The organism is Variovorax sp. HW608 (assembly GCF_900090195.1).
Lineage (GTDB): Bacteria > Pseudomonadota > Gammaproteobacteria > Burkholderiales > Burkholderiaceae_C > Variovorax.
The window spans coordinates 4,806,661-4,827,772 of the sequence record NZ_LT607803.1; the positions used below are offsets into that span (position 1 = coordinate 4,806,661).

Sequence of the window (21,112 nt, forward strand, 5' to 3'; positions counted from 1 at the left end):
GCATGTACAGCGTCAATGTCCGCGACCATTTCATGATTGCCCACAGCTTCACCGGCGAGGTGTTCGGGCCGGCGCAGCGCCTGCATGGCGCGACCTACGTGGTCGACCTCGAAATGCGCCGCGCCGAACTCGATCCGGACGGGGTGGTGGTGGACATCGCGCTCGCGACCGAGGTGCTGCGCCGCGTGCTCGGCGAACTCAACCTGCGCAACCTCGACGACGATCCGGCATTCAAGGGCCGCAACACCACGACCGAATTCATGGCGCGCGTGATCTTCGACCGCGTGGCCGCACGCATCGCCGCGGGCGAACTCGGGCCGCACGCGAGCGGCCTTTCGAGCCTGCGCGTGCGGTTGAACGAATCGCATGTCGCCTGGGCGGCCTACGAGGGCGCATTGCCTGCGCGCAGCTCGTGAGCGAACGCTGCAGCTTTCTCGTGCCGGGTGCGCTCGGCGCGCGCACCGGCGGCTCCACCTACGACCGGCACGTCATCGATGGCCTGCGTGCGCTGGGCTGGCATGTCGACGTGCGCTCGCTCGGCGAAGGCTGGCCGATGCCCGATGACGCGGCCATGGGGGTTGCCCGCCAGGTGCTGGAAGCATTGCCGGAGGACTCGCTGGTCGTCGCCGATGGCCTGGCTTTCGGCGCGATGCCCGAGTTGGCAGAGGCGCACGCGACGCGGCTGCGCTGGGTGGCGCTCGTGCATCACCCGCTCGCGCTCGAGACCGGGCTCGACGCGAACGCAGAGACGCTGCTTTTCGACAGCGAGCGCAGGGCGCTCGCGACCGTGCGCGCCGTGATCGTCACCAGCCCTTCCACCGCACGCGCGCTGGCGACCTATCAAGTGCCGGCTTCGCGCATCACCGTGGTCGAGCCGGGCACCGAGCCCGCGCCGCTCGCGACCGGTTCGGGCGCGGGCGATCTGCATCTGCTCTCTGTGGCGAACCTGACGCCGCGCAAGGGCCATGCATTGCTGATCGATGCGCTCGCCGGCTTGCGCGACCGGCGCTGGGTGCTGCATTGCGTCGGCAGCCTCACGATGGATGCCGCGTGCACCGCGGCGCTCATGGCAGCGATCGATCGCCAGGGCCTGCGTGATCGCGTGATGCTGCACGGCGAGCAGGACGAAGCGGCGCTGCGTGCGTTCTATGCGCGCGCGGATGCCTTCGTGCTGCCGTCCTTCCACGAGGGCTACGGCATGGCGCTGGCCGAGGCGCTGGCGCATGGCTTGCCGGTGGTCAGCACCACGGCCGGTGCGATTCCGGACACCGTGCCGGCCGACGCGGGCGCGCTCGTGGCGCCCGGCGACGGCCGGGCGCTTCGCACCGCCTTGCAGCGGCTGATGGACGACACCGCGTGGCGTGAGCAGCTTGCGGCAGGCGCAAGGGCCGCGCGGGATCGATTGCCGACCTGGGCGGACAGCGCGGCGCGTTTTGCGTCGGCGTTGGAAGCGCTCGAGACGGCTCCTGGCGAATGAACGCCTTCAGTGCCGGCTGGCTGGCCCTGCGCGAACCCTTCGATCGCGAGGCGCGCGCTGCCGCTGGCGCGTCGTTCGATCTCAAAGGCCTCGCGGCACGGCTGCGCGGCGAGGCGTCGGCCTTGACGGTGCTCGACCTGGCCTGCGGCACCGGTGCCAACCTGCGCGAGCTCGCGCCTCGCCTGGGCGGCGTGCAGCGCTGGACGCTGGTCGATCACGACCCGCGATTGCTGGCGGCGGTGCCGGGCGTGTCCGCACCGTGGGCGCGGGCGGCGGGTCTGTCCATGACGACGAGCGCAGGCGGTCTCTGCTTCGAAGGCCCGGCATCGAGGGTCGAGGTCGAGCTGCTGCGTGGCGATCTTGCGCGGCCGCTCGATCCGGCGCTGCCCGGGCGCCATCGCCTGGTCACCGCATCGGCGCTGCTCGATCTGGTGTCGGCGCGCTGGATCGACGCGCTGGCCGTGCGCGCACACGAGGCCGAAGCGGCACTGCTGTTCGCATTGAGCGTCGATGGCCGGGCCCTGTGGCAGCCCAGCCTGCGGGACGACGACGGCGTGCACCGCCTGTTCGCCGCGCATCAGCGCCGCGACAAGGGCTTCGGCCCGGCACTCGGCGGCGATGCAGCGCAATGGGCTGCCACGCGGCTTTCCTCGTTGGGCTATGAGGTCACGCAGGCAGCGAGCGATTGGCACATCGACGGCCGCGACGGTGCGCATTCGGTGGCCATGCTGCGCGCCATGGTCGAAGGCGCGGCGGCCGCGGCCATCGAGCAGGACCCATCGGCTGCCCCGTGGATCAGGGACTGGACCGCGCGCCGGCTCGACCGGCTCGAACGCACGACCCTGCGCGTCGGCCACCGGGATCTTCTGGCGACCTTGCCTTGATGCGCGTTCAGTCCCGCGAGCCGGGGCAGGTCTCGCGCAGATCGAGATCCCACAGCACATCCGCGCCCATGCGGAACACACGCCCCGGCGGCCGCAGGCAGTCCCGCATCGCGGCGCTTCTCGGCACCTGCAGTCCGGGCCGTCCGGAGCCGATGACCACCGGCGCGATGCTGAGGTGCAGCCGGTCGAGACAGCCCTGCGCGATGAAGCGCGAGACCGTGACGCCGCCGCCCTCGACGAACAGCACCCGCAGATCGCGCGACGCGAGTTCGGTCACCAGTGCGCGCAGGTTCAGCCGGCCTTCGCCATCCACCAGCGCGGGTACGCCGAGCACCTGATCGGCGCCGAAGCGCCCCGCCGCCTCCGCGGCGCGGCGGGCATCGCAGGCCAGCAGGGTCGGCGCGAGGCGGTCCGACAGGGCGCGCAGCGTGGGCGGCAGCCGCAGCGCCGGGTCGATCAGCACGCGCACAGGGTGCCGGCCCTCGACATGCCGCGTGGTGAGCTGCGGATCGTCGATGGCTGCCGTGTTCGCGCCGACGATGACCGCATCGCAGAGCGCGCGCAGGCGGTGCAGATGCACCAGCACCTCGCGGCCGTTGACGTAGTGCGAATCGCCGCTGTGCGTTGCGACGTAGCCGTCGAGGCTCTGGCCCAGCTGGCCGATGACCCAGGGCGCGCCTTTGCGCGGCCGGTCGAGCAGCGGCTTGATGAGCTCGAACAGCTCGACCGCCGCGTCGTCCCACATGCCGCGCAGCGAGAAGCCGTGCACCGCGTCGCCGGCAAGCGGCGCATCGGCTTTCCACGGCAGGCGCGCCAGTCCGCCGCGGCGGTGCAGGGCGATGTCGAGGCACAGGGGCCAGAGCGCATCGACGCCGGGAATGGCGGTGGGGGTGGGCATCATCGTGGGCGGATTCTCCGTGTTGGACCGTGGCGTGCCTGTCGTGAGGATACCCGCGCAGGCATGGCCGCGCGCCTGCCAGGGGGCGCGATCACGCGTCCGGCTGCGCCGTCAGCCGCTCGCGCAGTTCGCGCTTGAGGATCTTGCCCACCGGGCTGACCGGGAACTCCTGCATGATCGCGAGCCGCTCCGGCAGCTTGAAGGCGGCGATCTTCTGCTGGCGCAGGTAGGCGACGAGTTCGTCGAAGCCGAGCGTGGCGCCCGGCTGCAGGATCACGCAGGCGCAGGCCTTCTCGCCGAAGACCGGGTCGGGCAGGCCCACCAGCGCGACCACCTTCACCTGCGGCATGCCGAAGATGAGGTTCTCGATCTCGTCGCAGCTGATCTTTTCGCCGCCGCGATTGATGAGGTCCTTGCGCCGGCCTTCGGTGAACACGTGGCGGCCGCGCTTTCGCACGATGTCGCCCATGCGGTAGAAGCCGTCGGCCGTGAAGGCCTCGGCGTTCTTTGCGGGCGCGTTGTAGTAGCCGCGGATGGTGTAGGGGCCACGCGTGACCAGCTCGCCGGGCTCGCCGTCGGGTACTTCGCGGTCGTTGTCGTCGAGCACCTTGATCTCGTCGTATTCGCTGACCGGTGCGCCGGAGCTTTCGAGCAGCAGGTCGTCCGGGTCGCCCTGCCGTGTCATGTTGATGAGGCCCTCGGCAGTGCCGTAGATCTCCTGCGGCGTGCAGTGGAACTGTTCTCTCAGGCGCATGCGCAGCTCGGGCGCGAGCCGCGCGCCGCCGTTCTGGATCACCTTGATCGTCGAGCGGTCGAAGCGCGCCGGCACATCGCTGTTGATCCAGTTCGAGATCAGCGGCACCACGCTCGCGATGACCGAGACGCGCTCGCGCTCGACGGTGGCGAATATCTCTTCGATGTCGGTGCTTGCCGCGATGACCACCGTTCCGCCCGCATGGAAGGTGCCGAGCATGCCGGGCGAAGCGAGGTTGTAGTTGTGCCCGAGCGGCAGGATCGCCATGAACACCGTGCCCTGATCGAATCCCGCCGTGTGCGCGCACAGGCGCGCGTTGAGCACGTAGTCGTTGTGCGTGCGCGGGATCAGCTTCGACACCGAGGTGGTGCCGCCCGAGAGCAGCATGGTCGAGACGTCGTCGGGCGAAGGGCGCACCGCGTCGAGGCGCTGGCCGAGCGCATGCGTGTCGACGGCGCTGCCGTCGATCAGCGGCCCCAGCGCGCGCTGCCCCGGTGCCGGCTCGCCCGCGACGATGACGTGGCGCAGGTGCGGAAACTCAGATGCCATCTCCGCGGCCATCGACCGGTAGTCGAAGTTGCCGAGCACGTCGGGCACCAGATACGCCGTGGCGCCCGAGGCACGGATGAAGTGGCGCACCTCGTTGTGCCGATGGGCGCGAAGCGCCATCACCGGAATCGCGCCGATCCGGTTGAGCGCGAGGTAGCTGATGACGAATTCGGGCACGTTCGGCAACTGCATCACCACGCGGTCGCTCGGCTTCAGGCCGAGGTCGAGCAGGGCCACTGCGAGCCGCTGCGACGAGCGCACCAGTTCCGCGTAGCTGATGCGCTGGTCGTTGAACACGACCGCCGTCTTGTCCGGCATCGTGCGCATGGTGCGCTCGACCATCTCGGCGACCGTGATGTCTTCCCACAGGCCGAGCCTGCGGAACCTGTCGGCGGCCTCCGCGGGCCAGGGAACGCAGCCTTCGAGCATGGCGAATCCTTCCGGTGTCAGAAGCCGAGTTCGGGGTGCAGCTTTTCGTACGCGGCCGCGAGCTCGGGGTCGCGCTGGCGCACGTCGGCATGGTCGACGCGGCCGCTGCGCGTCACGTAGTCGTAGGCGAAGGAGATCGGATCGAGCGGCAGCTTGGGGCCGAGGTTCTCGTACCACTCGGTGCTCCTGATCGCGGCCTTCTGCAGCGAGTCGGAGCCCGGCTGGCGGATGCGAACGAATTCATCGAGCATCTTCGGAACGTCGTTGCCGCAGGTCTTGCAGGCATCGAAGAGCGCGATCGAATCCTGCATCGCGAGCCGCGTGCCGGAACCGACCGAAGGATGGCCGGTGCGCAGCGCATCGCCGAGGAGCACGATGTTGCGCCAGTGCCAGTTGCGGTTCTTCACGATGGTGTAGCGGAACCAGCTCGACTTGTTGGACAGCAGCCTGTGGCCCTTCAGGTCTTCGGCGAAGACCTTCTCGCACCACGCGAGGCTCTGGTCCTCGGTCATGCTGCCGAGCCCGGCCTTCCCGAAGGTCGCCGGGTCGACCTCGACGAGGAAGGTGCTGTGGGTGCGGCTGTAGCGGTAGGTGTGCGCGATCGCGAGCCCGTCGGGGTTCTGGCGGAAGATGAGCGAGAGCGGATCGAAGAGCTGCGTGGTGCCGTACCACGCGAGCAGGTTCGGGCGCTCGTCGAGCGTGGGCTCGAAGTGCTCCTTGAAGCGCGTGCGGATCGCGCTGTTGGCGCCGTCGGCGGCGACGATCAGGTCGGCATCGGCGAAGGCATCGACGTCGCCCACGCGGCGCTCGAACTCGATCACCACGCCGGCCTTGCGGCAGTGCGCGTGCAGCGCCTTCAGCAGGTCGATGCGCGCCATGCGGTGGAAGGTGTTGTGCGCGAGCGTGACGTGCACGCCCCGATGCACCACCGCCATCTCGTCGAAGACCTCCTGGTTGCGCGTCATCGATTCGTAGAGCTCCGGCGCGATGTCGCGCACGAAGGCGAGCGCGACGTCGGAGAACACCACGCCCCAGCCGTAGGTGGCGCTCTCGGGATCGCGCTCGTACACGCGGATGTCGTGCGACGGATCGTCGCGCTTCATGAGATAGGCGTAGAAGAGGCCCGCGGGGCCGCCACCGATGATGCGTATCTTCATCTCGTTGTCTCTGTGGCTCGCTGTGGTCGTTGCCGCCATGCTAAGGCTACAGTGGCAGACCCGTCACGGAAACCATCATGAATTCGAACATCGTCATCATCGGCGGCGGCCATGCGGCCGCGCAACTCTGTGCCGGCCTCGTGGAAGCGGGGCAGGGCGCGCGCATCCACATGGTGTGCGAGGAAACGGCGATTCCCTATCACCGGCCGCCGCTGTCCAAGACCTTCCTCAAGAGCCCGGACGAGGTGCCGCAACAGCATCGCGCCGAGGTCTGGTATGCGGATGCGGGCATCACGCTGCATCTGGGCGATGCGGCGCAGTCCATCGACCGGCAGGCGCGCACCGTCACGCTCAAGTCGGGCGCGGTGCTCCGATGGGAGCGTCTGGTGCTCGCCACCGGCACGCGCGCGCGCCGTATCTCGGCGCTCGAAGGGCTGGAGAACGTGGCGCTTCTGCGTGCGGCGCATGAGGCGGTGCAGCTGCGCGACAAGCTCGCTCTCGCGCAGCATGTGACCGTGCTCGGCGGCGGCTTCATCGGGCTCGAAGTGGCAGCGACCGCGCTGGCGCTCGGCAAAGAGGTGCTGGTGCTCGAGAGCGCACCGCGGCTGCTGGGCCGCGCGGTGTCGCCCGAGCTGTCGGCGCATGTGCTGGCGACGCATCGCGCGGCGGGCATGGACATCCGCGTCGGGGTGAAGGCGGACGTGCGGCAGGTCGACGGCAACCATCTGACCGCGATCGAGATCGATGGCCAGCCCCAGCCGATCGATCTTCTGCTGCTCGGCATCGGCGCGGTGCCGGAGATCGCACTCGCGCAGGCGGCCGGCCTCGAGTGCGCCGACGGCGTCGTGGTCGACGCCTTCATGCAGACCAGCGACGAGGCGATCCTCGCGGTCGGCGACTGCACGCGCTTTCCGGACCAGCGCTCGGACGCGCCGCTTCGGCTCGAATCGGTGCAGAACGCGAACGACCAGGCGCGCACCGCGGTGGCGACGCTCACCGGGGCCCCGCGTCCGCATGACGTGGTGCCGTGGTTCTGGTCGGACCAGGGAAGCCTGCGCCTGCAGATGGCGGGGCTGGTGCCGGCGCCGGGGACGGCGGGCGCGCTCACGGTCCGCCGGCCGGGCGCGAACCCCGCGTCGTTCTCGCTGCTGCACTACGTCGGGGCGCAACTGCGCTGCGTCGAATCGGTGAATGCACCGGTCGACCACATGATGAGCCGCAAGCTGCTCGAAGCGGGCCGCAGCCCCGAACCGTCGGTCGCGGCCAATCCAGCCGTGCCGCTGAAGTCGCTCCTGGCCTAGGAGTCAGGCGTTGTTGCGCTCCGCGGGCGCCGCGACGTTCTTGCGAATCTCGGCGTCCATCATGCGCGTCCCGGCCGCGAGCGCGGCCTCGTAGGTGTCTGCTCCGAACTCGGCCGCGCGCAGCACCTTGCGCGGTGCGCCGCCGGCGTCGGTCTCCAGAAGTGTCCAGATGAACGATCCGGGCGCGGGCTCGTCGATGACGAGTTTGATCGGGTTTTTCATGCCTTGATGGTGGGTGCGCGCCCCTGGATTTTCTGTAGGCCAATGCCTACGTTACGCCCGTGTCATCGTTCCCTCGGGTTGTCGCTGGACACCGTCCACAACCGGCGCGAAGCGTGCACTTTTTGGCACCTCGGGGATTCGTCAAGTGGAGCACTTGTGGGTACGCATGTAAGTGTAGTTAATATGTATTACATGAATACCGAGCGCGACAACTTCCACGACTGGCATCGGGACAAGCCGGACACCACATCGTTTTCCGGCCTCCACCGCAACGAAATACCCGACTACAACCAGCCCATCGCGCGTTGGGGCCGGCTGCTGTTCTTCGCGATTCTCGGGGTCGTGCTGGTTCTCGGCTTCAAGTATTTTGCGCGCCTCTGAGCGGCGCGCATCGCCATCCGTCTTTGGTCGCAGGGCCTGGTGCGCCGACGCGCTTCCAAAAAGAAGCTCGCTCGTCTACGCTGCCCTGCCGCGCCCGACCGGGTGCGGCACGCACTCCATCCCTCCCAACACGACCACGGAAAGGACCGCATGAGCACCCTCACCACCCAAGACGGCACGCAGATCTTCTACAAGGACTGGGGCAAAGGCCAGCCGGTCGTGTTCTCCCACGGCTGGCCGCTCACTGCGGATGCGTGGGATGCGCAGATGGTCTTCCTCGGTGAGCGCGGCTATCGCGTCATCGCGCATGACCGGCGCGGGCATGGCCGCTCGAGCCAGCCCTGGGACGGCAATCACATGGACACCTATGCCGACGATCTCGCCGAGCTGATGAACAAGCTCGACATCCAGGACGCGGTGATGGTCGGTCACTCCACCGGCGGCGGCGAGGTCGCGCGCTACATCGGGCGGCATGGCACCTCGCGCGTCGCCAAGGCGGTTCTGCTCGGCGCGGTGCCGCCGCAGATGCTCAAGACCGCCGCGAATCCGGGCGGGGCTCCGCTCGCGGTCTTCGACGGCATCCGCGCGGGCGTGACCGCCGACCGATCGCAGTTCTTCATGGACCTCACGGTGCCCTTCTACAACTACAACCGGCCGGGCGCGAAGGTCTCGCAAGGCGTGCGCGATTCGTTCTGGCTGCAGGGCATGATGGGCGGGCACAAGGGCCTCCTGGACTGCATCAAGCAGTTCTCCGAGACCGATTTCACCGAAGACCTGAAGAAGTTCGACGTGCCGACGCTGATCGCGCATGGCGACGACGACCAGATCGTGCCGATCGGTGCCTCGGCCATGCTGTCGTCGAAGCTGGTCAAGGGTTCGACGCTGAAGGTCTATCCCGGCGGCTCGCACGGGCTGGCGACCACCCAGGCCGACGAATTCAATGCCGATCTGCTGGCCTTCATCAAGGGCTGACCGGAACTTGCGAACATCCGGGGGCCGCTGCCTGTTTCCGAGGCAATGCAGCGGCAACCCGCATGGCGACTCGCTTCGCGCACGAACCTCCACGCACTACACACAACCTTATCCACAAAACCCCGGTACAAGTCGGCGCGCCTCTGGCTTAGGATCTCGCCACGAGAGGGCAAGAATGGACGACAAGACACCCCAGGGCGACGCCGACGATCTGGAGACCTGGGCGTCCCGAGTGGCGGCGATCACGCCGGACATCCACACGCACGGCAACCTGACCGAGCGCAGCATCGCGAGCCTGCTGCGCATGGTGCGCGAGCAGCTCGACCTCGAAGTGGTGTTCGTCGGCGAATTCGTCGATGACCACCGCGTCTTCCGCCACATCTCGTCGAAGACCATCGACGCGATCATCAAGCCCGGCCAGGGCCATCCGCGCATCGAGTCGATCTGCCAGCGCATCGTCGACGGGCGCATGCCCTGCGTCATTCCCGACGTCACGCCGATCCGGACGACGAACGGCCTGCCCGCGTACTACCACGGCATGGGCGCGCACGTCGGCGTCCCGGTGCGGTTCACGGATGGCAGGCTCTATGGCGTGCTGTGCGGGTTCAGCTTCGAACCCCGCGCCGACCTCGACGAGCGGGACGTGAAGCGCCTCGAGATGGCCGCCAAGGCCGCCGCGAGGCTGCTGGCGCAGGCCGAAGGGCGCGCATGAGCCGCCGGGCCGCCCCAAGGCGAATACCGCAGCGCTGCTGCGCGAAGGTACTCCAATGAGCCGCCTTCGGCCTACTTGACCTGCTGCTTGCCCAGCTTGCGCGCCAGCGTGCGGCGGTGCATGCCGAGCCGGCGCGCGGTTTCGGAGATGTTGAAGCCGGTCTCGGCGAGCGTCTCGTGGATGCGCTCCCACTCCAGCGTCTTGATGGACGTCGATCGGTTGGTCAGCTCGACGTCGATGGTGCCCTCGGCACGGCCGAATGCCGCCTCGATGTCGTCGGTGTTCGATGGCTTGGCGAGGTAGTGGCAGGCGCCGAGCTTGATCGCCTCGACCGCGGTCGCGATGCTCGCGAAGCCGGTCAGCACCACGATGAGCATCGAAGGGTCGTGCCGGTTGAGCGTCTGCACGCACGCGAGGCCCGAGGCATCGCCGTTGAGCTTGAGGTCGACCACCGCGTAGCCGGGCGAGTGGTCCTGCAGCAGCGCCGCGACCTGCTCGAGGTTCGAAGCGTGCATGACCGTGTAGCCGCGGCGTTCGAACGACCGGCCGAGCGTGCGCGCGAAGGCCGCATCGTCTTCCGCGATCAGCAGCAGGCGTTCAGCGTCCGTGTCCATCGTCTTCTTCGTCGTCCTCTTCGAGTGTGATCGCGGCCAGCGGCAGCGTCAGCGTGACCACCGCGCCGCCCTCGGGGCGGTTGCGCGCCGTCACGCTGCCGCCGAGCGTGCGCGCCACGTTGACGACGAGGAACAGGCCCAGCCCGCCGCCGGGCCGGCCTTTGCTCGACTGATAGGGCTTGCCGAACTGCGCCAGCATTTCCGGCGCGAAACCGGGGCCGACATCGGAGACCGTCAGGGTCAGCGCATCGCCGTCGTGCGCGGCCGTGAGGCCCACCCATTGCGGCGAGGCCTCCAGCGCATTGTCCAGCACGTTGCAGATCATCTGCTTGAGCGCCGAATCCGAAACCATGGGCAGGTCGTGGCCGAAGCGGTTCTCGTAGGCGAACGAGGTCGCGGCGCGCGTGGTGCGCCATTCCTGAACGAGGTCGTCGAGGAAGGTGCTGACGGTGGTTTCCTCCGAGTTCTCGCCCCGCGCCTCGCCGGCCGACAGCAGGATGCCGCTCAGGATGGTCTTGCAGCGTTTGACCTGCGCTTCCATTTCGATGACCTCTTCCAGCAGTTCCGGGTCGGAGGTGAAGTGGGGCAGGTGGCGCCAGTCGCCGAGGATCACGGCGAGCGTGGCGAGCGGCGTGCCGAGTTCGTGCGCCGCGCCAGAGGCCAGGAGGCCCATGCGGACGATGTGTTCCTCTTCGGCCGCGCGCTGGCGCAGATCGGCGAGGCGCGCATCGCGCCCGCGCAGGTTGCGGCTTATCCGCGTGAGGAACACCACCAGCAGCGCCGCGACCAGCGCGAAGCAGATCAGCATGCCGACCACGTAGGGCCTGAACAGACCCTGGCCCGGGTCCGTCGACAGCCGCAGTGGTTCGGAGAACAGCGCGAGGCCGGCGAAGCAGGCGATCGTGACGCCGACCATGGTCCAGGTCGACCACGACTCCAGCAGGATGGCCGCCAGGATCACCTGCAGCAGGTAGAGGAAGACGAAGGGGTTGGCCGCGCCGCCGCTGAGGTAGAGCTGCGCCGTGAGCATGCCGACGTCGACCAAGAGCGCGATGAACAGCTCGGTGTTGGTCACGTCGCGCGGGATGCGCCAGCGCAACTGGCTCGCCGCGTTGAAGGCCGCGAGGCCGGCCAGCACCGCCAGCATCTGGTCGAGCGGCAGCCGGATTCCGAAGCCGAAGTGGACGACGAGGATCGTGGCGACCTGGCCGACCACCGCGATCCAGCGCAGCTGGATCAGCTGCTGCATGTTCTTCAGGCCGGTGGCGTCGCCGAAGCGCGGACCGGGGGAACTGTCGGATCGAGGCGTCGGCGCGGTCGCAGTCGCGGTGGAGTCAGTCATGGCGCGCATCTTCGCGCATGCGGCCCCGGCGCACCCGAAGCTCGTCGCGCGCCACGTACCCGGCTGCCAGGGCGACCATGAGGGCGAGGGCGAACCAGGTGATCGCGTAGCTCAGATGGTTGTTCGGGAAGCTGATGACCGTCAGCCCCGCGGCGGGCCAGCTCTGCTCCTTCGGTGACGCCGCGCCGTGGCCGGCAGGCGCTTCCTCGTCGATGAAGAAGGGCGCCACCTGGCCGAGTCCGCGTGCGGCGGCGATCGCCTGCACGTCGCGCGAATACCAGCGGTTCGCGGCCGGATCGTTGTGCCTGAGGAAGCTGCCGCCGGGCTCGGTGAGGCGCAGGAGCCCGGTGACGGTGGTTTCGCCGGCCGGCGCGCTGTCGCCGCGATTGGCGCGATCGCGGCGCTCCGGCGGAACGAAGCCGCGGTTGATCAGGAGGACGCTGCCATCGGTGCGCTGCAGCGGCGTGAGCACCCAGTAGCCGCCGCCGAGGTCCGTGGTGGCCTGCACCAGCGTCTCGCGATCGAGCAGGAGGGTGCCGGTGGCAGAGACGCGCCGGTATTCGTCGGCGGCCGCATTGACTTGCTGCCATTGCCCGGGGCCGGGCGCCGCAACGGCCGCTGCGTGCACGCGCTGGTCGACCCTGGCGATGAGATCGAGCTTCCAGGATCGCCGCTCGACCTGCCACAGGCCGAGGGCGACGAGCCCCGTGAAGACCGCTGCCGCGAAGATCGCGAGCGCGGCCAGGAAAGGCGCGGAACGGGGGCCGCGCTCGGCCATCAAGGCTTGTGGTGCGATTCGGTCGTCATGTGCGGCATCATGTTGTTGTTCATGTGGAACATGACCCACAAAGAGCCGGACAAGGTGATGACGACCAGCACGACGGTGAAGATGAACGCCAGCATCGTCCAGCCGTGCTGGGACTTCGAGTCCATGTGCAGGAAGTACACCATGTGCACCACGATCTGCACCGCCGCGAACGCCAGGATGACCAGCGCGGTCGTGCTGGGCTTCTCGAACACGTTGCCCATCACCATCCAGAAGGGGATCGCCGTCAGGATGATCGACAGGACGAAGCCCGTCATGTAGCCCTTGAAGGTGGCGTGCGGCGCGCCGCCATCGTCATGGCCATGGTCGTCGTGGCCGTGGTGCTCGGAGATTGCGTTGTGTGCGCTCATGGCAGCACTCCCATCAGGTAGACGAAGGTGAAGACGCCGATCCAGACCACGTCCAGGAAGTGCCAGAACATCGACAGGCACATGAGGCGGCGGCGGTTCTCGGCGATGAAGCCGTGCTTGGCGACCTGGGCCATCAGCACGACGAGCCAGATGATGCCGAAGGTCACGTGCAGGCCGTGCGTGGACACCAGCGCGAAGAACGACGACAGGAACGCGCTGCGCTGCGGGCCGAAGCCCTCGTGGATCAGGTGCGAGAACTCGAAGAGTTCGATGCCGATGAAGCCCGCGCCCAGGAGGCCCGTCACGAGCAGCCAGATCATCACGGCCTTCGCCTTGTTGCGCTGCATCTCGAGCATCGCGAAGCCGTAGGTGATCGACGACAGCAGCAGCAGCGAGGTGTTCAGCGCGATCAGCCGCAGATCGAAGAGTTCGCCGCCCGAGGGGCCGGCCGCATAGCTGCGCCCGAGCACGCCGTAGACCGCGAACAGGCAGGCGAACACCAGGCAGTCGCTCATGATGTAGAGCCAGAACCCGAGCAGCGTGCCCTGTTCGGGATGGTGCTCGCTCGTCAGATAGAAGCGGGCGCTGGGGCTGGCGCTCGCGGCGCCGACGGGGGAGAGTGCGGTTGCGTCAGACATGGGCGGCCAGGAGGCGGGTGCGTTTGCCTTCGGTTTGGACGACTTCTTCCGCGGGGATGTGGAAGTCGCGCTTGTAGTTGAAGGTGTGGGTGATGACGGCGGCCAGCGTGGCGACGAAGCCGATGCCGGCGACGAGCCACATGTGCCAGATGAGGCCGAAGCCCGTGACGGTGGCGAGGGCCGCGATGATGAAGCCGGCGCCGGTGTTCTTGGGCATGTGGATCGGGATGAAGCCTTCGGTCGGACGAACGTAGCCGTGCTTCTTCATGTCGGTCCAGGCATCGTTGTCATGCACGCGCGGCGTGAACGCGAAGTTGTAGGCCGGCGGCGGCGACGAGGTCGACCACTCGAGCGTGCGGGCATCCCACGGATCGCCCGTGGTGTCGCGCAGCTGCTCGCGGCGCATGAAGCTCACCGCGATCTGGATGATGAACGAGGCGATGCCCAGCGCGATCAGCACGGCGCCGAAGGCGGCGATCACGAACCAGATCTGCAGCGACGGGTCGTCGAAGTGGTTCAGGCGGCGCGTCACGCCCATCAGGCCGAGCACGTACAGCGGCATGAAGGCGACGTAGAAGCCCACCACCCAGAACCAGAACGAGCACTTGCCCCAGAACGGATCGAGCTTGAAGCCGAAGGCCTTCGGGAACCAGTAGGTGATGCCGGCCAGCAGGCCGAACAGCACGCCGCCGATGATCACGTTGTGGAAGTGCGCGATCAGGAACAGGCTGTTGTGCAGCACGAAGTCGGCCGGCGGCACCGCGAGCAGAACGCCGGTCATGCCGCCGATCACGAAGGTGATCATGAAGGCGACCGTCCACATCATGGGCAGTTCGAAGCGGATGCGGCCCTTGTACATCGTGAACAGCCAGTTGAAGATCTTCGCGCCCGTCGGGATCGAGATGATCATCGTGGTGATCCCGAAGAAGGAGTTCACGCTCGCGCCCGAACCCATCGTGAAGAAGTGGTGCAGCCACACGAGGTACGAGAGGATCGTGATCACCAGCGTCGCATACACCATCGAGGCGTAGCCGAAGAGGCGCTTGCCGCAGAAGGTCGCCACCACTTCGGAGAAGATGCCGAAGGCCGGCAGGACCAGGATGTACACCTCCGGGTGGCCCCAGATCCAGATGAGGTTGACGTACATCATCGGATTGCCGCCGAGGTCGTTGGTGAAGAAGTTCGTTCCGACGTAGCGGTCGAGCGACAGCAGCGCGAGGGTCGCGGTCAGCACCGGGAAGACGGCGACGATCAGGATGTTGGTCGACAGGGCGGTCCAGGTGAAGACCGGCATCTTCATCATCGACATGCCGGGCGCGCGCATCTTGACGATGGTCGCGATCAGGTTGACGCCGGAGAGCAAGGTGCCGACCCCCGCGATCTGGAGCGACCATATGTAGTAGTCGACCCCCACGTCAGGACTGAAATCCAGCCCCGAGAGCGGCGGATAGGCCAGCCAGCCGGTGCGCGCGAATTCGCCGACGAAGAGCGACGCCATCACCAGGATGGCGCCGAAGGTCGTCATCCAGAAGCTGAAGTTGTTCAGGAACGGGAAGGCCACGTCGCGCGCGCCGATCTGCAGCGGCACGACGTAGTTCATCAGGCCCGTGACCAGCGGCATCGCCACGAAGAAGATCATGATCACGCCGTGGGCGGTGAAGACCTGGTCGTAGTGGTGCGGCGGGAGATAGCCGGCGGAGTCGCCGAAGGCGATGGCCTGCTGGGCGCGCATCATGAGCGCGTCGGCGAAGCCGCGCAGCAGCATGACGAGGCCGAGGATCACGTACATGACGCCGATCTTCTTGTGGTCGATGCTGGTGATCCAGTCGCGCCACAGCGTGCCCCAGAGACGGAAGTAGGTGATCGCGCCGAGGACTGCGATGCCGCCGAGAACGACGGCCGCGAAGGTCACCAGGAGAATGGGTTCGTGAAGCGGAATCGCTTCCCAGCTGAGACGGCCGAAGATCAGCTTCGTCAAATCAAGATGTTCGGACATCGTTACTCTTCGATGCGAAAGTTGGTACGCGGGATCGAGATGCCGGCAGGGTCCTCGACGGTGCACATGGCCGTCACGTAGCTGCGGATCGGGGAATTCTTCTCATCGGGCCGCCAGGGCTTCCTGGCGACGTTGTAGGCACCGGGTGCGCCGCCGATGCCGCCGCCTGCGTCGATGGCCATCATCTCGTTCATGCACATCTTGTTGCGGTCGACGCAGCGGTTGAGGATCGCGTCGTAGAGGTCGGCGGCCACGCTGCCGAAGCGGCGCACCGGTTCGCGCTCGCTGGGACGCTCGAGCTTCTGGTAGACCTCGCGGCTGAGCTCGGTGCTTTCGGCGCGGGCCTTCTGGACCCACTGGTCGAAGCCTTCGTTGCTCACGCCGTGGAACTTGAAGCGCATGCCCGAGAAGCCGGCGCCGCTGTAGTTGGCCGAGAAGCCGTCGAACTCGCCGGGCTGGTTGATGACCGCGTTGAGCTTGGTTTCCATGCCCGGCATCGCGTAGATCATGCCGGCCAGCGCGGGAACGTAGAAGGCATTCATCACCGAGGACGAGGTGATCTTGAATTCGATCGGCCGGTCCACGGGCGCCGCCAGCTCATTGACGGCGGCGATGCCCTGCTCGGGGTAGATGAAAAGCCACTTCCAGTCGAGCGCGACGACTTCGACGGTCAGCGGCTTGACGTTGTCGGGAACCGGGCGGTTGACCTCGAGGCGCCGCAGCGGGCGGTACGGGTCGAGCGTGTGGGTGCTGATCCAGGTGATGGCGCCCAGTGCGATGATGATCATCAGCGGCGCGGCCCAGATCGCCAGTTCGAGCTCGGTGGAATGGTCCCAATCCGGCGTGTACTTCGCCTCCTGGTTGGACTGCCGGTATTTCCAGGCGAAGAAGATGGTCAGCCCGATCACCGGCACGATGATCAGGAGCATGAGCACCGTGGAAATGACGACCAGCTGGCCTTGCTGGCGGGCGATATCGCCGGAAGGGTTCAATACCACCATGTTGCAGCCCGCCAACAGGGCGAGCGGCAGCAGCAGCAGTCCGCGGAGTTTGGAGAGGGGAGGCATGCCGAAGAGTGAGCTTTTACTGGGCAAAGAGGCCAGAATCTACTTGGTTTGGCAGGTGCCGGATATTGGACGTTTTGTCCTATGGCGGCAATCCCGATTCGGTGAGAACCTTGCGGGGTCCCAGGATGACATACGAACCTTTGCAGAAATGATGATGTCCGGCATCAGTCCCACACCCGTCCATACCGATATCAGCGAGACCCTCCACGGGGATGAGCACTCGCACATCACGCCTTCCGAGATCGCCGTCGGCGTGGTCATTGGCCGTGCATCGGAGTACTTCGACTTTTTCGTCTACGGGATCGCCTCGGTCCTGGTGTTCCCGTCGGTGTTCTTCCCGTTCGAGAACCGCCTCGACGGGGTGCTTCTCGCCTTCACGATCTTCTCCTTCGCCTTTATCGCCCGGCCATTCGGCACCTTGATTTCGATGTCGGTCCAGCGCCGGTTCGGGCGCGAAGCCAAGCTGACCATGGCGCTGTTCCTGCTGGGTATCTCGACCGCCGGCATCGCCTTCCTGCCGGGTTATGCGTCGATGGGCACGGCCGCGATCGTGCTGCTGTCGATCCTGCGCGTCGGCCAGGGCCTGGCGCTCGGCGGCTCGTGGGACGGTCTGCCGTCGCTGCTGGCGCTCAACGCACCGCCGAACCGCCGCGGCTGGTACGCGATGCTGGGCCAGCTCGGCGCGCCGCTGGGCTTCTTCATGGCCAGCGCGCTGTTCGCCTACCTGTATTCGAGCCTTTCGATGGAGGATTTCCTCGATTGGGGATGGCGTTACACCTTTTACGTCGCGTTTGCGATCAACGTCGTGGCCCTGTTCGCGCGCCTGCGCCTGGTTTCCACGAACGAATACGACCGCGCGCTGGAATCGCGCGAACTCCAGCCGACCAACGTGCTGGAGATGACCCGCTCGCAGGGCTACAACATCGTCATCGGCGCGTTCGCCGCGCTCGCCAGCTACGCGCTGTTCCATCTGATCACCGTGTTCCCGCTCTCGTGGATCTCGCTGTTCTCGACCCAGTCGATCAGCGAATTCCTGGTGGTCCAGATGGTCGGTGCGGTGCTCGGCGCGATCGGCACGGTCGCCTCGGGCCTGATCGCCGACCGCATGGGGCGCCGCAACACGCTGGGCAGCCTCGCGGTGCTGATCGCGGTCTTCAGCGGCTTCGCGCCGACGCTGCTCGACGGCGGCAAGCTCGGCCAGGACGTGTTCATCCTGGTGGGCTTCCTGATCCTGGGCCTGTCCTACGGTCAGGCCGCGGGTGCGGTGACCGCGAACTTCGAGAAGAAGTACCGCTACACCGGTGCTGCGCTGACCTCCGATCTGGCCTGGCTGATCGGCGCCGCCTTCGCGCCGCTCGTCGCGCTCGGCCTGTCCTCGAGCTTCGGCCTGGGCTACGTGAGCGTCTATCTGCTCTCCGGCGCGCTCTGTACGCTCGTCGCGCTGTACATCAACCGCGCGATTCTCGAGCGCGGCGACAACGACTGATCCACGCGGGGCGCGCCGCTCCCGGCCCGGCCTTCAGCGCCGGTTGCGCCACTGCCTGAGCAACGCAAGCGCCACGGCGAGCACGAACGCCGTGGCGATCAGCCTGTGCTCGTAGGGCCGCAGGTGGCCGACCGCGGCATGGATCCACGCCGTGATCTTCACCCCGAAAAGACTGATCACGGTGGCCCACACGACCGCCGCGATCGCGCAGAACCCGGCGTAGGGCAGCGCCGCCATGCGGCCCATGCCGAGCGTGACCGGCATCGCGATCCGAAGCCCCCAGGCGAATCGCATCACGAAGATCGTCGCGACCGGATGCCGCGTGACGAAACCATTGACCCGTTCGACGTAGGAACGCAGCTTCGGGCGCTCGGCGAGCAGCTCGGCGCCCTTGCGACGCCCCAGGTGGAAGTAGAACTGGTCGGTGAGGAATGCGGCTGCCGCGCCGCAGGCGATCAGCGGCCCGAGCGACAGATAGCCCTGGTGGACCGCGAAGGCCCCCAGCATGAGGATGGTTTCGCCCTCGAACAGGCCGCCGAGGAAGACGGCTAGATAGCCGTAGTTCTGCAGGAATTCGGACAAATGCATGGGCGCCAATCATGCAGGCAAGCGCGGGCGCGGTGGGATCGAACTACCTGTTCGCGGCCGGGGCCGGACGCGGAATCGGATCGCCTTCACCCATCTGCGGGCCGCGTGCCGCCTGGGCGCCGGCCGTCGTGCGCCGGGCGCGCGCCGCGGCGCGCTCGTCGGTGGAGGTCTTCGGCCTGGCATCGGGGACCGGATTGCCTTCGCCGACCTGTGGGCCGCGTGCGGCAGCCTTCCCCTGTTGCATGCGCTCGGCGCGCGCTGCGCCGCCGTCGTCGCCGCCGAAAACCTGCGCCTTCGCATTCGACGCGACCAGTGGGATGACGGCGAGCGCCGTCGTCAGAACGAGAGCCTTCATGGCACGAACTCCAGGAAACGTTGCGATGGGATGATCCGCCTTTGCATGCGCGCGGCCAAGTCGTAGTCTTGTCCAACGAGGTGTGAGCCTGGAGCCGGGCTCGTGATTCCAGTGGGAAATGAGCCTGGCGGGAGCCTGCAGCGGCGGTTGAGCGGCTGACGGGCAGCCTGCCGACGGGCGAGTCGATCATCGAGGCGAATGGTGATCGACATGGACGAGGCGCAAGTACGCACGGTGGAACAGGTGCGCCAGGTGCTGGCAGGGACGCAGGAACTGCGGTTTCGCGCGGCTCAGGACGATGAGGGGCGCTACGGCTGGGTTGCGACTGTGCTGCGGCGACTGGGGTACCGCCAGCTGGGTCGGGCCGACAAGGGCGCGGTATTGGCCTACCTGCAGCGTTTGAGCGGCTACAGCCGTGCCCAGGTGACGCGGCTGGTCTCGCGCTGGATGGCGGGCAAGCCGCTGGTGAAGAACTACCGCGCGCCCGAGCACGCGTTTGCACGGCGCTATACGGCCGCTGACGTGGCGTTGTTGGCCGAGGTAGATCGCGCCATGGGCACGCTGTCGGGGCCGGCCACGGCATGCGTGCTGCGCCGCCAGCGCGATGTCTTCGGCGACACGCGGTTCGAGCGACTGGGATCGATCTCGGTGGCGCACTTGTACAACCTGCGCAACGATGCGAGCTATCGCGCCCAGCGCGTCGTGCTGACCAAGACGCGCGGCGACAAAGCCGTGACGATCGGCGTGCGCAAGGCCCCCGCGCCAGATGGCCGCCCCGGATTCATCCGCATCGACAGCGTGCACCAGGGCGACTTCGACGGCGCCAAAGGCCTGTACCACATCAACGCGGTCGATTGCGTCACGCAGTGGCAGGTGGTAGCCAGCGTGCAGACCATTGCCGAGAACCACCTGCTGCCGGTCATCGAGCAGATGCTCGCGCAGTTCCCCTTCGAGATCCTGGGCTTTCACGCCGACAACGGCAGCGAGTACGTCAACCACCGCGTGGCCGCGATGCTGGAGAAGCTGCGCGTGGAGTTCACACGCAGCCGCCCGCGCCGCAGCAACGACAACGGCCTGGCCGAGACCAAGAACGGTGCGGTCGTGCGCAAGATCTTCGGCTACGAGCACATCGCGCAACGCCATGCGGGGCGCTTCAACACCTTCTGCGTCGAGTACCTCAACCCGTTCCTGAACTTTCACCGCCCGTGCCTGTTCGCCACCGAGGTGGCCGATGCGAAGAAGCCTGGTCGCATCAAGCGCGTGTACCGGCCCAAGGACGCGATGACGCCACTGGACAAGCTCTCAAGCCTGCCCGATGCGGCAAAGTTTCTGCGCGAAGGCGTCACGCTCGAAGAGCTGCAGCAGCTCGCCCGAGCGCTCAGCGACGTTCAGGCCGCCCAGGAGCTGAACGAAGCGCGCGCAGAACTGTTCCGACGCGTGCCCGCTCGCGCGTAGCTGCGCGCCCCGCCAGGCAAGACACAGCATGTGCTGCTGCGCAGCAAGACCCACAAGCAGGGGGAAAGCCTTCCCCCTTGGCGCCCCTTCAGGGTGGTCTGTGGACAAAGCTCAGCAAGCTGTAGCTTTGCCCACAGTCTCACGGCTGCGCCGCGCCTGTACCCCCTTCTGCGTTCAAAAGAAGTCCAGAACTGCCCCTCACTACACTGCAGGCTGTCAACAACGGATCGACTCGCTTCGCATCGCCGTTCTCAGGCTGCTCCAGGCTCATACCTCATTTGGAAAAGACTGTCGTCAGGGCTGGCGGGCATCGGCGCTCGGCACATTGCCGCCCTTGAGCCGTTCGCGGAAAAGCGCCGCGCGCATCAGGAAGATGGTGGTCACCGGCGCCGAGAGCGCGACGAAAAGGGCGATCAGCACCGCGTGCAGGAACAGGCTCGCGCTCTGCACCGAGAAGTAGATGACGGTGGCGAGCGTGATGCTCCACACGCCCAGCGTCGCGCCCAGCGTCGGCGGATGGATGCGCCGGAAGAAGGTCGGCAGCCGAACGAGCCCGAACGACCCGATGGCCGCGAAGGCCGCGCCCAGCACCGCGAAGCCCGCGGTGAGGATTTCGGCCCACAGGGGCAGGGGACTGCCGATGAGATTGGTCATTCGAG

The 21,112-nt window shown here is 67.3% G+C and carries 23 protein-coding genes; 9 read left to right on the forward strand and 14 right to left on the reverse strand.

The genetic code is table 11. The features are described 5' to 3' along the window. Positions 1–2 precede the first annotated feature (2 nt). From VAR608DRAFT_RS22720 to VAR608DRAFT_RS22730, 3 genes are read left to right on the forward strand one after another with little or no spacing between them, the layout of a single operon-like run. On the forward strand, positions 3–416 hold the full coding sequence (locus tag VAR608DRAFT_RS22720) for a 6-pyruvoyl trahydropterin synthase family protein (protein WP_088956118.1): 414 nt from the start codon (positions 3–5) through the stop codon (positions 414–416). Further along, a complete protein-coding gene (locus VAR608DRAFT_RS22725; RefSeq protein WP_088956119.1) occupies positions 413–1,477 on the forward strand; it encodes a glycosyltransferase family 4 protein in 1,065 nt (354 codons plus the stop codon). The genes VAR608DRAFT_RS22720 and VAR608DRAFT_RS22725 overlap by 4 nt, the downstream gene beginning before the upstream one ends. Then, a complete protein-coding gene (locus tag VAR608DRAFT_RS22730; protein WP_088956120.1) occupies positions 1,474–2,361 on the forward strand; it encodes a class I SAM-dependent methyltransferase in 888 nt (295 codons plus the stop codon). The genes VAR608DRAFT_RS22725 and VAR608DRAFT_RS22730 overlap by 4 nt, the downstream gene beginning before the upstream one ends. A gap of 7 nt (positions 2,362–2,368) precedes the next feature. Here VAR608DRAFT_RS22730 and VAR608DRAFT_RS22735 read toward each other — a convergent pair whose 3' ends face one another. The 3 genes from VAR608DRAFT_RS22735 to VAR608DRAFT_RS22745 all read right to left on the reverse strand — a co-directional run bounded on the left by VAR608DRAFT_RS22735 (position 2,369) and on the right by VAR608DRAFT_RS22745 (position 6,148). After that, entirely contained in the window at positions 2,369–3,262 is an 894-nt protein-coding gene (locus tag VAR608DRAFT_RS22735) for a RibD family protein (RefSeq protein ID WP_088956121.1), read from the reverse strand. Between the two features lie 88 nt (positions 3,263–3,350). After that, positions 3,351–4,991, reverse strand: a complete 1,641-nt coding sequence (locus tag VAR608DRAFT_RS22740) for a (2,3-dihydroxybenzoyl)adenylate synthase (RefSeq protein ID WP_088956122.1) — start codon at positions 4,989–4,991, stop codon at positions 3,351–3,353. A 17-nt stretch (positions 4,992–5,008) separates the two neighbouring features. Further along, entirely contained in the window at positions 5,009–6,148 is a 1,140-nt protein-coding gene (locus VAR608DRAFT_RS22745; RefSeq protein WP_088956123.1) for an FAD-dependent monooxygenase, read from the reverse strand. 77 nt (positions 6,149–6,225) lie between these two features. On the opposite strand from VAR608DRAFT_RS22745, the gene VAR608DRAFT_RS22750 reads away from it, so the two are divergent. After that, the gene (locus VAR608DRAFT_RS22750; RefSeq protein ID WP_088956124.1) at positions 6,226–7,449 is read left to right on the forward strand and encodes an NAD(P)/FAD-dependent oxidoreductase; all 1,224 of its coding nucleotides are present in this window, start codon (positions 6,226–6,228) and stop codon (positions 7,447–7,449) included. Between the two features lie 3 nt (positions 7,450–7,452). Here VAR608DRAFT_RS22750 and VAR608DRAFT_RS22755 read toward each other — a convergent pair whose 3' ends face one another. Continuing rightward, positions 7,453–7,671, reverse strand: coding sequence for a hypothetical protein (locus VAR608DRAFT_RS22755; RefSeq protein WP_088956125.1), 219 nt, complete (start codon positions 7,669–7,671; stop codon positions 7,453–7,455). Positions 7,672–7,863: 192 nt separating this feature from the next. Between VAR608DRAFT_RS22755 and VAR608DRAFT_RS22760 the strand changes: the two genes are divergently transcribed. The 3 genes from VAR608DRAFT_RS22760 to VAR608DRAFT_RS22770 all read left to right on the forward strand — a co-directional run bounded on the left by VAR608DRAFT_RS22760 (position 7,864) and on the right by VAR608DRAFT_RS22770 (position 9,736). Beyond that, positions 7,864–8,052 carry a hypothetical protein gene (locus VAR608DRAFT_RS22760; protein ID WP_157731087.1) on the forward strand — a complete coding sequence of 63 codons (189 nt, stop codon included), beginning with the start codon at positions 7,864–7,866 and terminating at the stop codon, positions 8,050–8,052. Positions 8,053–8,202: 150 nt separating this feature from the next. Next, positions 8,203–9,024 (forward strand): alpha/beta fold hydrolase, encoded by an 822-nt coding sequence (locus VAR608DRAFT_RS22765; protein WP_088956127.1) that lies wholly within the window; start codon positions 8,203–8,205, stop codon positions 9,022–9,024. 175 nt (positions 9,025–9,199) lie between these two features. Further along, positions 9,200–9,736 (forward strand): GAF domain-containing protein, encoded by a 537-nt coding sequence (locus VAR608DRAFT_RS22770; protein WP_157731088.1) that lies wholly within the window; start codon positions 9,200–9,202, stop codon positions 9,734–9,736. 71 nt (positions 9,737–9,807) lie between these two features. Here the strand turns inward: VAR608DRAFT_RS22770 and VAR608DRAFT_RS22775 are convergent, their stop codons facing one another. The 7 genes from VAR608DRAFT_RS22775 to cyoA are packed head-to-tail and all read right to left on the reverse strand — an operon-like array spanning position 9,808 to position 16,569. Then, the gene (locus VAR608DRAFT_RS22775; RefSeq protein WP_088956129.1) at positions 9,808–10,350 is read right to left on the reverse strand and encodes a response regulator transcription factor; all 543 of its coding nucleotides are present in this window, start codon (positions 10,348–10,350) and stop codon (positions 9,808–9,810) included. Further along, positions 10,334–11,701 carry an ATP-binding protein gene (locus VAR608DRAFT_RS22780; protein ID WP_088956130.1) on the reverse strand — a complete coding sequence of 456 codons (1,368 nt, stop codon included), beginning with the start codon at positions 11,699–11,701 and terminating at the stop codon, positions 10,334–10,336. The genes VAR608DRAFT_RS22775 and VAR608DRAFT_RS22780 overlap by 17 nt, the downstream gene beginning before the upstream one ends. Further along, complete coding sequence (locus VAR608DRAFT_RS22785; protein WP_088956131.1) at positions 11,685–12,470, reverse strand: SURF1 family protein; 786 nt, start codon at positions 12,468–12,470, stop codon at positions 11,685–11,687. Before VAR608DRAFT_RS22785 ends, VAR608DRAFT_RS22780 begins: the two co-directional genes overlap by 17 nt. Next, entirely contained in the window at positions 12,470–12,868 is a 399-nt protein-coding gene (gene cyoD / locus VAR608DRAFT_RS22790) for a cytochrome o ubiquinol oxidase subunit IV (protein ID WP_088956132.1), read from the reverse strand. Before cyoD ends, VAR608DRAFT_RS22785 begins: the two co-directional genes overlap by 1 nt. Beyond that, complete coding sequence (cyoC, locus tag VAR608DRAFT_RS22795) at positions 12,865–13,506, reverse strand: cytochrome o ubiquinol oxidase subunit III (protein ID WP_088956133.1); 642 nt, start codon at positions 13,504–13,506, stop codon at positions 12,865–12,867. Before cyoC ends, cyoD begins: the two co-directional genes overlap by 4 nt. Beyond that, a complete protein-coding gene (gene cyoB / locus VAR608DRAFT_RS22800; RefSeq protein WP_088956134.1) occupies positions 13,499–15,502 on the reverse strand; it encodes a cytochrome o ubiquinol oxidase subunit I in 2,004 nt (667 codons plus the stop codon). Before cyoB ends, cyoC begins: the two co-directional genes overlap by 8 nt. Positions 15,503–15,504: 2 nt before the next feature. Beyond that, positions 15,505–16,569 carry a ubiquinol oxidase subunit II gene (gene cyoA, locus VAR608DRAFT_RS22805; RefSeq protein WP_088956135.1) on the reverse strand — a complete coding sequence of 355 codons (1,065 nt, stop codon included), beginning with the start codon at positions 16,567–16,569 and terminating at the stop codon, positions 15,505–15,507. Between the two features lie 154 nt (positions 16,570–16,723). On the opposite strand from cyoA, the gene VAR608DRAFT_RS22810 reads away from it, so the two are divergent. After that, positions 16,724–18,055, forward strand: a complete 1,332-nt coding sequence (locus VAR608DRAFT_RS22810) for an MFS transporter (RefSeq protein ID WP_231972931.1) — start codon at positions 16,724–16,726, stop codon at positions 18,053–18,055. 33 nt (positions 18,056–18,088) lie between these two features. Here VAR608DRAFT_RS22810 and VAR608DRAFT_RS22815 read toward each other — a convergent pair whose 3' ends face one another. Continuing rightward, the gene (locus tag VAR608DRAFT_RS22815; protein WP_088956137.1) at positions 18,089–18,643 is read right to left on the reverse strand and encodes a DedA family protein; all 555 of its coding nucleotides are present in this window, start codon (positions 18,641–18,643) and stop codon (positions 18,089–18,091) included. A gap of 43 nt (positions 18,644–18,686) precedes the next feature. Beyond that, positions 18,687–18,998 carry a hypothetical protein gene (locus tag VAR608DRAFT_RS22820; protein ID WP_088956138.1) on the reverse strand — a complete coding sequence of 104 codons (312 nt, stop codon included), beginning with the start codon at positions 18,996–18,998 and terminating at the stop codon, positions 18,687–18,689. Between the two features lie 210 nt (positions 18,999–19,208). On the opposite strand from VAR608DRAFT_RS22820, the gene VAR608DRAFT_RS22825 reads away from it, so the two are divergent. Then, positions 19,209–20,453 (forward strand): integrase catalytic domain-containing protein, encoded by a 1,245-nt coding sequence (locus VAR608DRAFT_RS22825; protein WP_088958926.1) that lies wholly within the window; start codon positions 19,209–19,211, stop codon positions 20,451–20,453. Positions 20,454–20,747: 294 nt separating this feature from the next. Here VAR608DRAFT_RS22825 and mnhG read toward each other — a convergent pair whose 3' ends face one another. Further along, positions 20,748–21,107: a monovalent cation/H(+) antiporter subunit G gene (mnhG, locus tag VAR608DRAFT_RS22830; RefSeq protein ID WP_088956139.1), complete on the reverse strand. Its 360-nt coding sequence runs from the start codon at positions 21,105–21,107 to the stop codon at positions 20,748–20,750. Positions 21,108–21,112: the final 5 nt, after the last annotated feature.

Bases quoted from the DNA above. Each gene is read 5' to 3' on its own strand.
- VAR608DRAFT_RS22720 (WP_088956118.1), top strand. From the start codon at position 3: ATGTACAGCGTCAATGTCCGCGACCATTTCATGATTGCCCACAGCTTC.
- VAR608DRAFT_RS22730 (WP_088956120.1), top strand. From the start codon at position 1,474: ATGAACGCCTTCAGTGCCGGCTGGCTGGCCCTGCGCGAACCCTTCGAT.
- VAR608DRAFT_RS22735 (WP_088956121.1), bottom strand. From the start codon at position 3,262: ATGATGCCCACCCCCACCGCCATTCCCGGCGTCGATGCGCTCTGGCCC.
- VAR608DRAFT_RS22740 (WP_088956122.1), bottom strand. From the start codon at position 4,991: ATGCTCGAAGGCTGCGTTCCCTGGCCCGCGGAGGCCGCCGACAGGTTC.
- VAR608DRAFT_RS22745 (WP_088956123.1), bottom strand. From the start codon at position 6,148: ATGAAGATACGCATCATCGGTGGCGGCCCCGCGGGCCTCTTCTACGCC.
- VAR608DRAFT_RS22750 (WP_088956124.1), top strand. From the start codon at position 6,226: ATGAATTCGAACATCGTCATCATCGGCGGCGGCCATGCGGCCGCGCAA.
- VAR608DRAFT_RS22755 (WP_088956125.1), bottom strand. From the start codon at position 7,671: ATGAAAAACCCGATCAAACTCGTCATCGACGAGCCCGCGCCCGGATCG.
- VAR608DRAFT_RS22760 (WP_157731087.1), top strand. From the start codon at position 7,864: ATGAATACCGAGCGCGACAACTTCCACGACTGGCATCGGGACAAGCCG.
- VAR608DRAFT_RS22765 (WP_088956127.1), top strand. From the start codon at position 8,203: ATGAGCACCCTCACCACCCAAGACGGCACGCAGATCTTCTACAAGGAC.
- VAR608DRAFT_RS22770 (WP_157731088.1), top strand. From the start codon at position 9,200: ATGGACGACAAGACACCCCAGGGCGACGCCGACGATCTGGAGACCTGG.
- VAR608DRAFT_RS22775 (WP_088956129.1), bottom strand. From the start codon at position 10,350: ATGGACACGGACGCTGAACGCCTGCTGCTGATCGCGGAAGACGATGCG.
- VAR608DRAFT_RS22780 (WP_088956130.1), bottom strand. From the start codon at position 11,701: ATGCGCGCCATGACTGACTCCACCGCGACTGCGACCGCGCCGACGCCT.
- VAR608DRAFT_RS22785 (WP_088956131.1), bottom strand. From the start codon at position 12,470: ATGGCCGAGCGCGGCCCCCGTTCCGCGCCTTTCCTGGCCGCGCTCGCG.
- cyoD (WP_088956132.1), bottom strand. From the start codon at position 12,868: ATGAGCGCACACAACGCAATCTCCGAGCACCACGGCCACGACGACCAT.
- cyoC (WP_088956133.1), bottom strand. From the start codon at position 13,506: ATGTCTGACGCAACCGCACTCTCCCCCGTCGGCGCCGCGAGCGCCAGC.
- cyoB (WP_088956134.1), bottom strand. From the start codon at position 15,502: ATGTCCGAACATCTTGATTTGACGAAGCTGATCTTCGGCCGTCTCAGC.
- cyoA (WP_088956135.1), bottom strand. From the start codon at position 16,569: ATGCCTCCCCTCTCCAAACTCCGCGGACTGCTGCTGCTGCCGCTCGCC.
- VAR608DRAFT_RS22810 (WP_231972931.1), top strand. From the start codon at position 16,724: ATGTCCGGCATCAGTCCCACACCCGTCCATACCGATATCAGCGAGACC.
- VAR608DRAFT_RS22815 (WP_088956137.1), bottom strand. From the start codon at position 18,643: ATGCATTTGTCCGAATTCCTGCAGAACTACGGCTATCTAGCCGTCTTC.
- VAR608DRAFT_RS22820 (WP_088956138.1), bottom strand. From the start codon at position 18,998: ATGAAGGCTCTCGTTCTGACGACGGCGCTCGCCGTCATCCCACTGGTC.
- VAR608DRAFT_RS22825 (WP_088958926.1), top strand. From the start codon at position 19,209: ATGGACGAGGCGCAAGTACGCACGGTGGAACAGGTGCGCCAGGTGCTG.
- mnhG (WP_088956139.1), bottom strand. From the start codon at position 21,107: ATGACCAATCTCATCGGCAGTCCCCTGCCCCTGTGGGCCGAAATCCTC.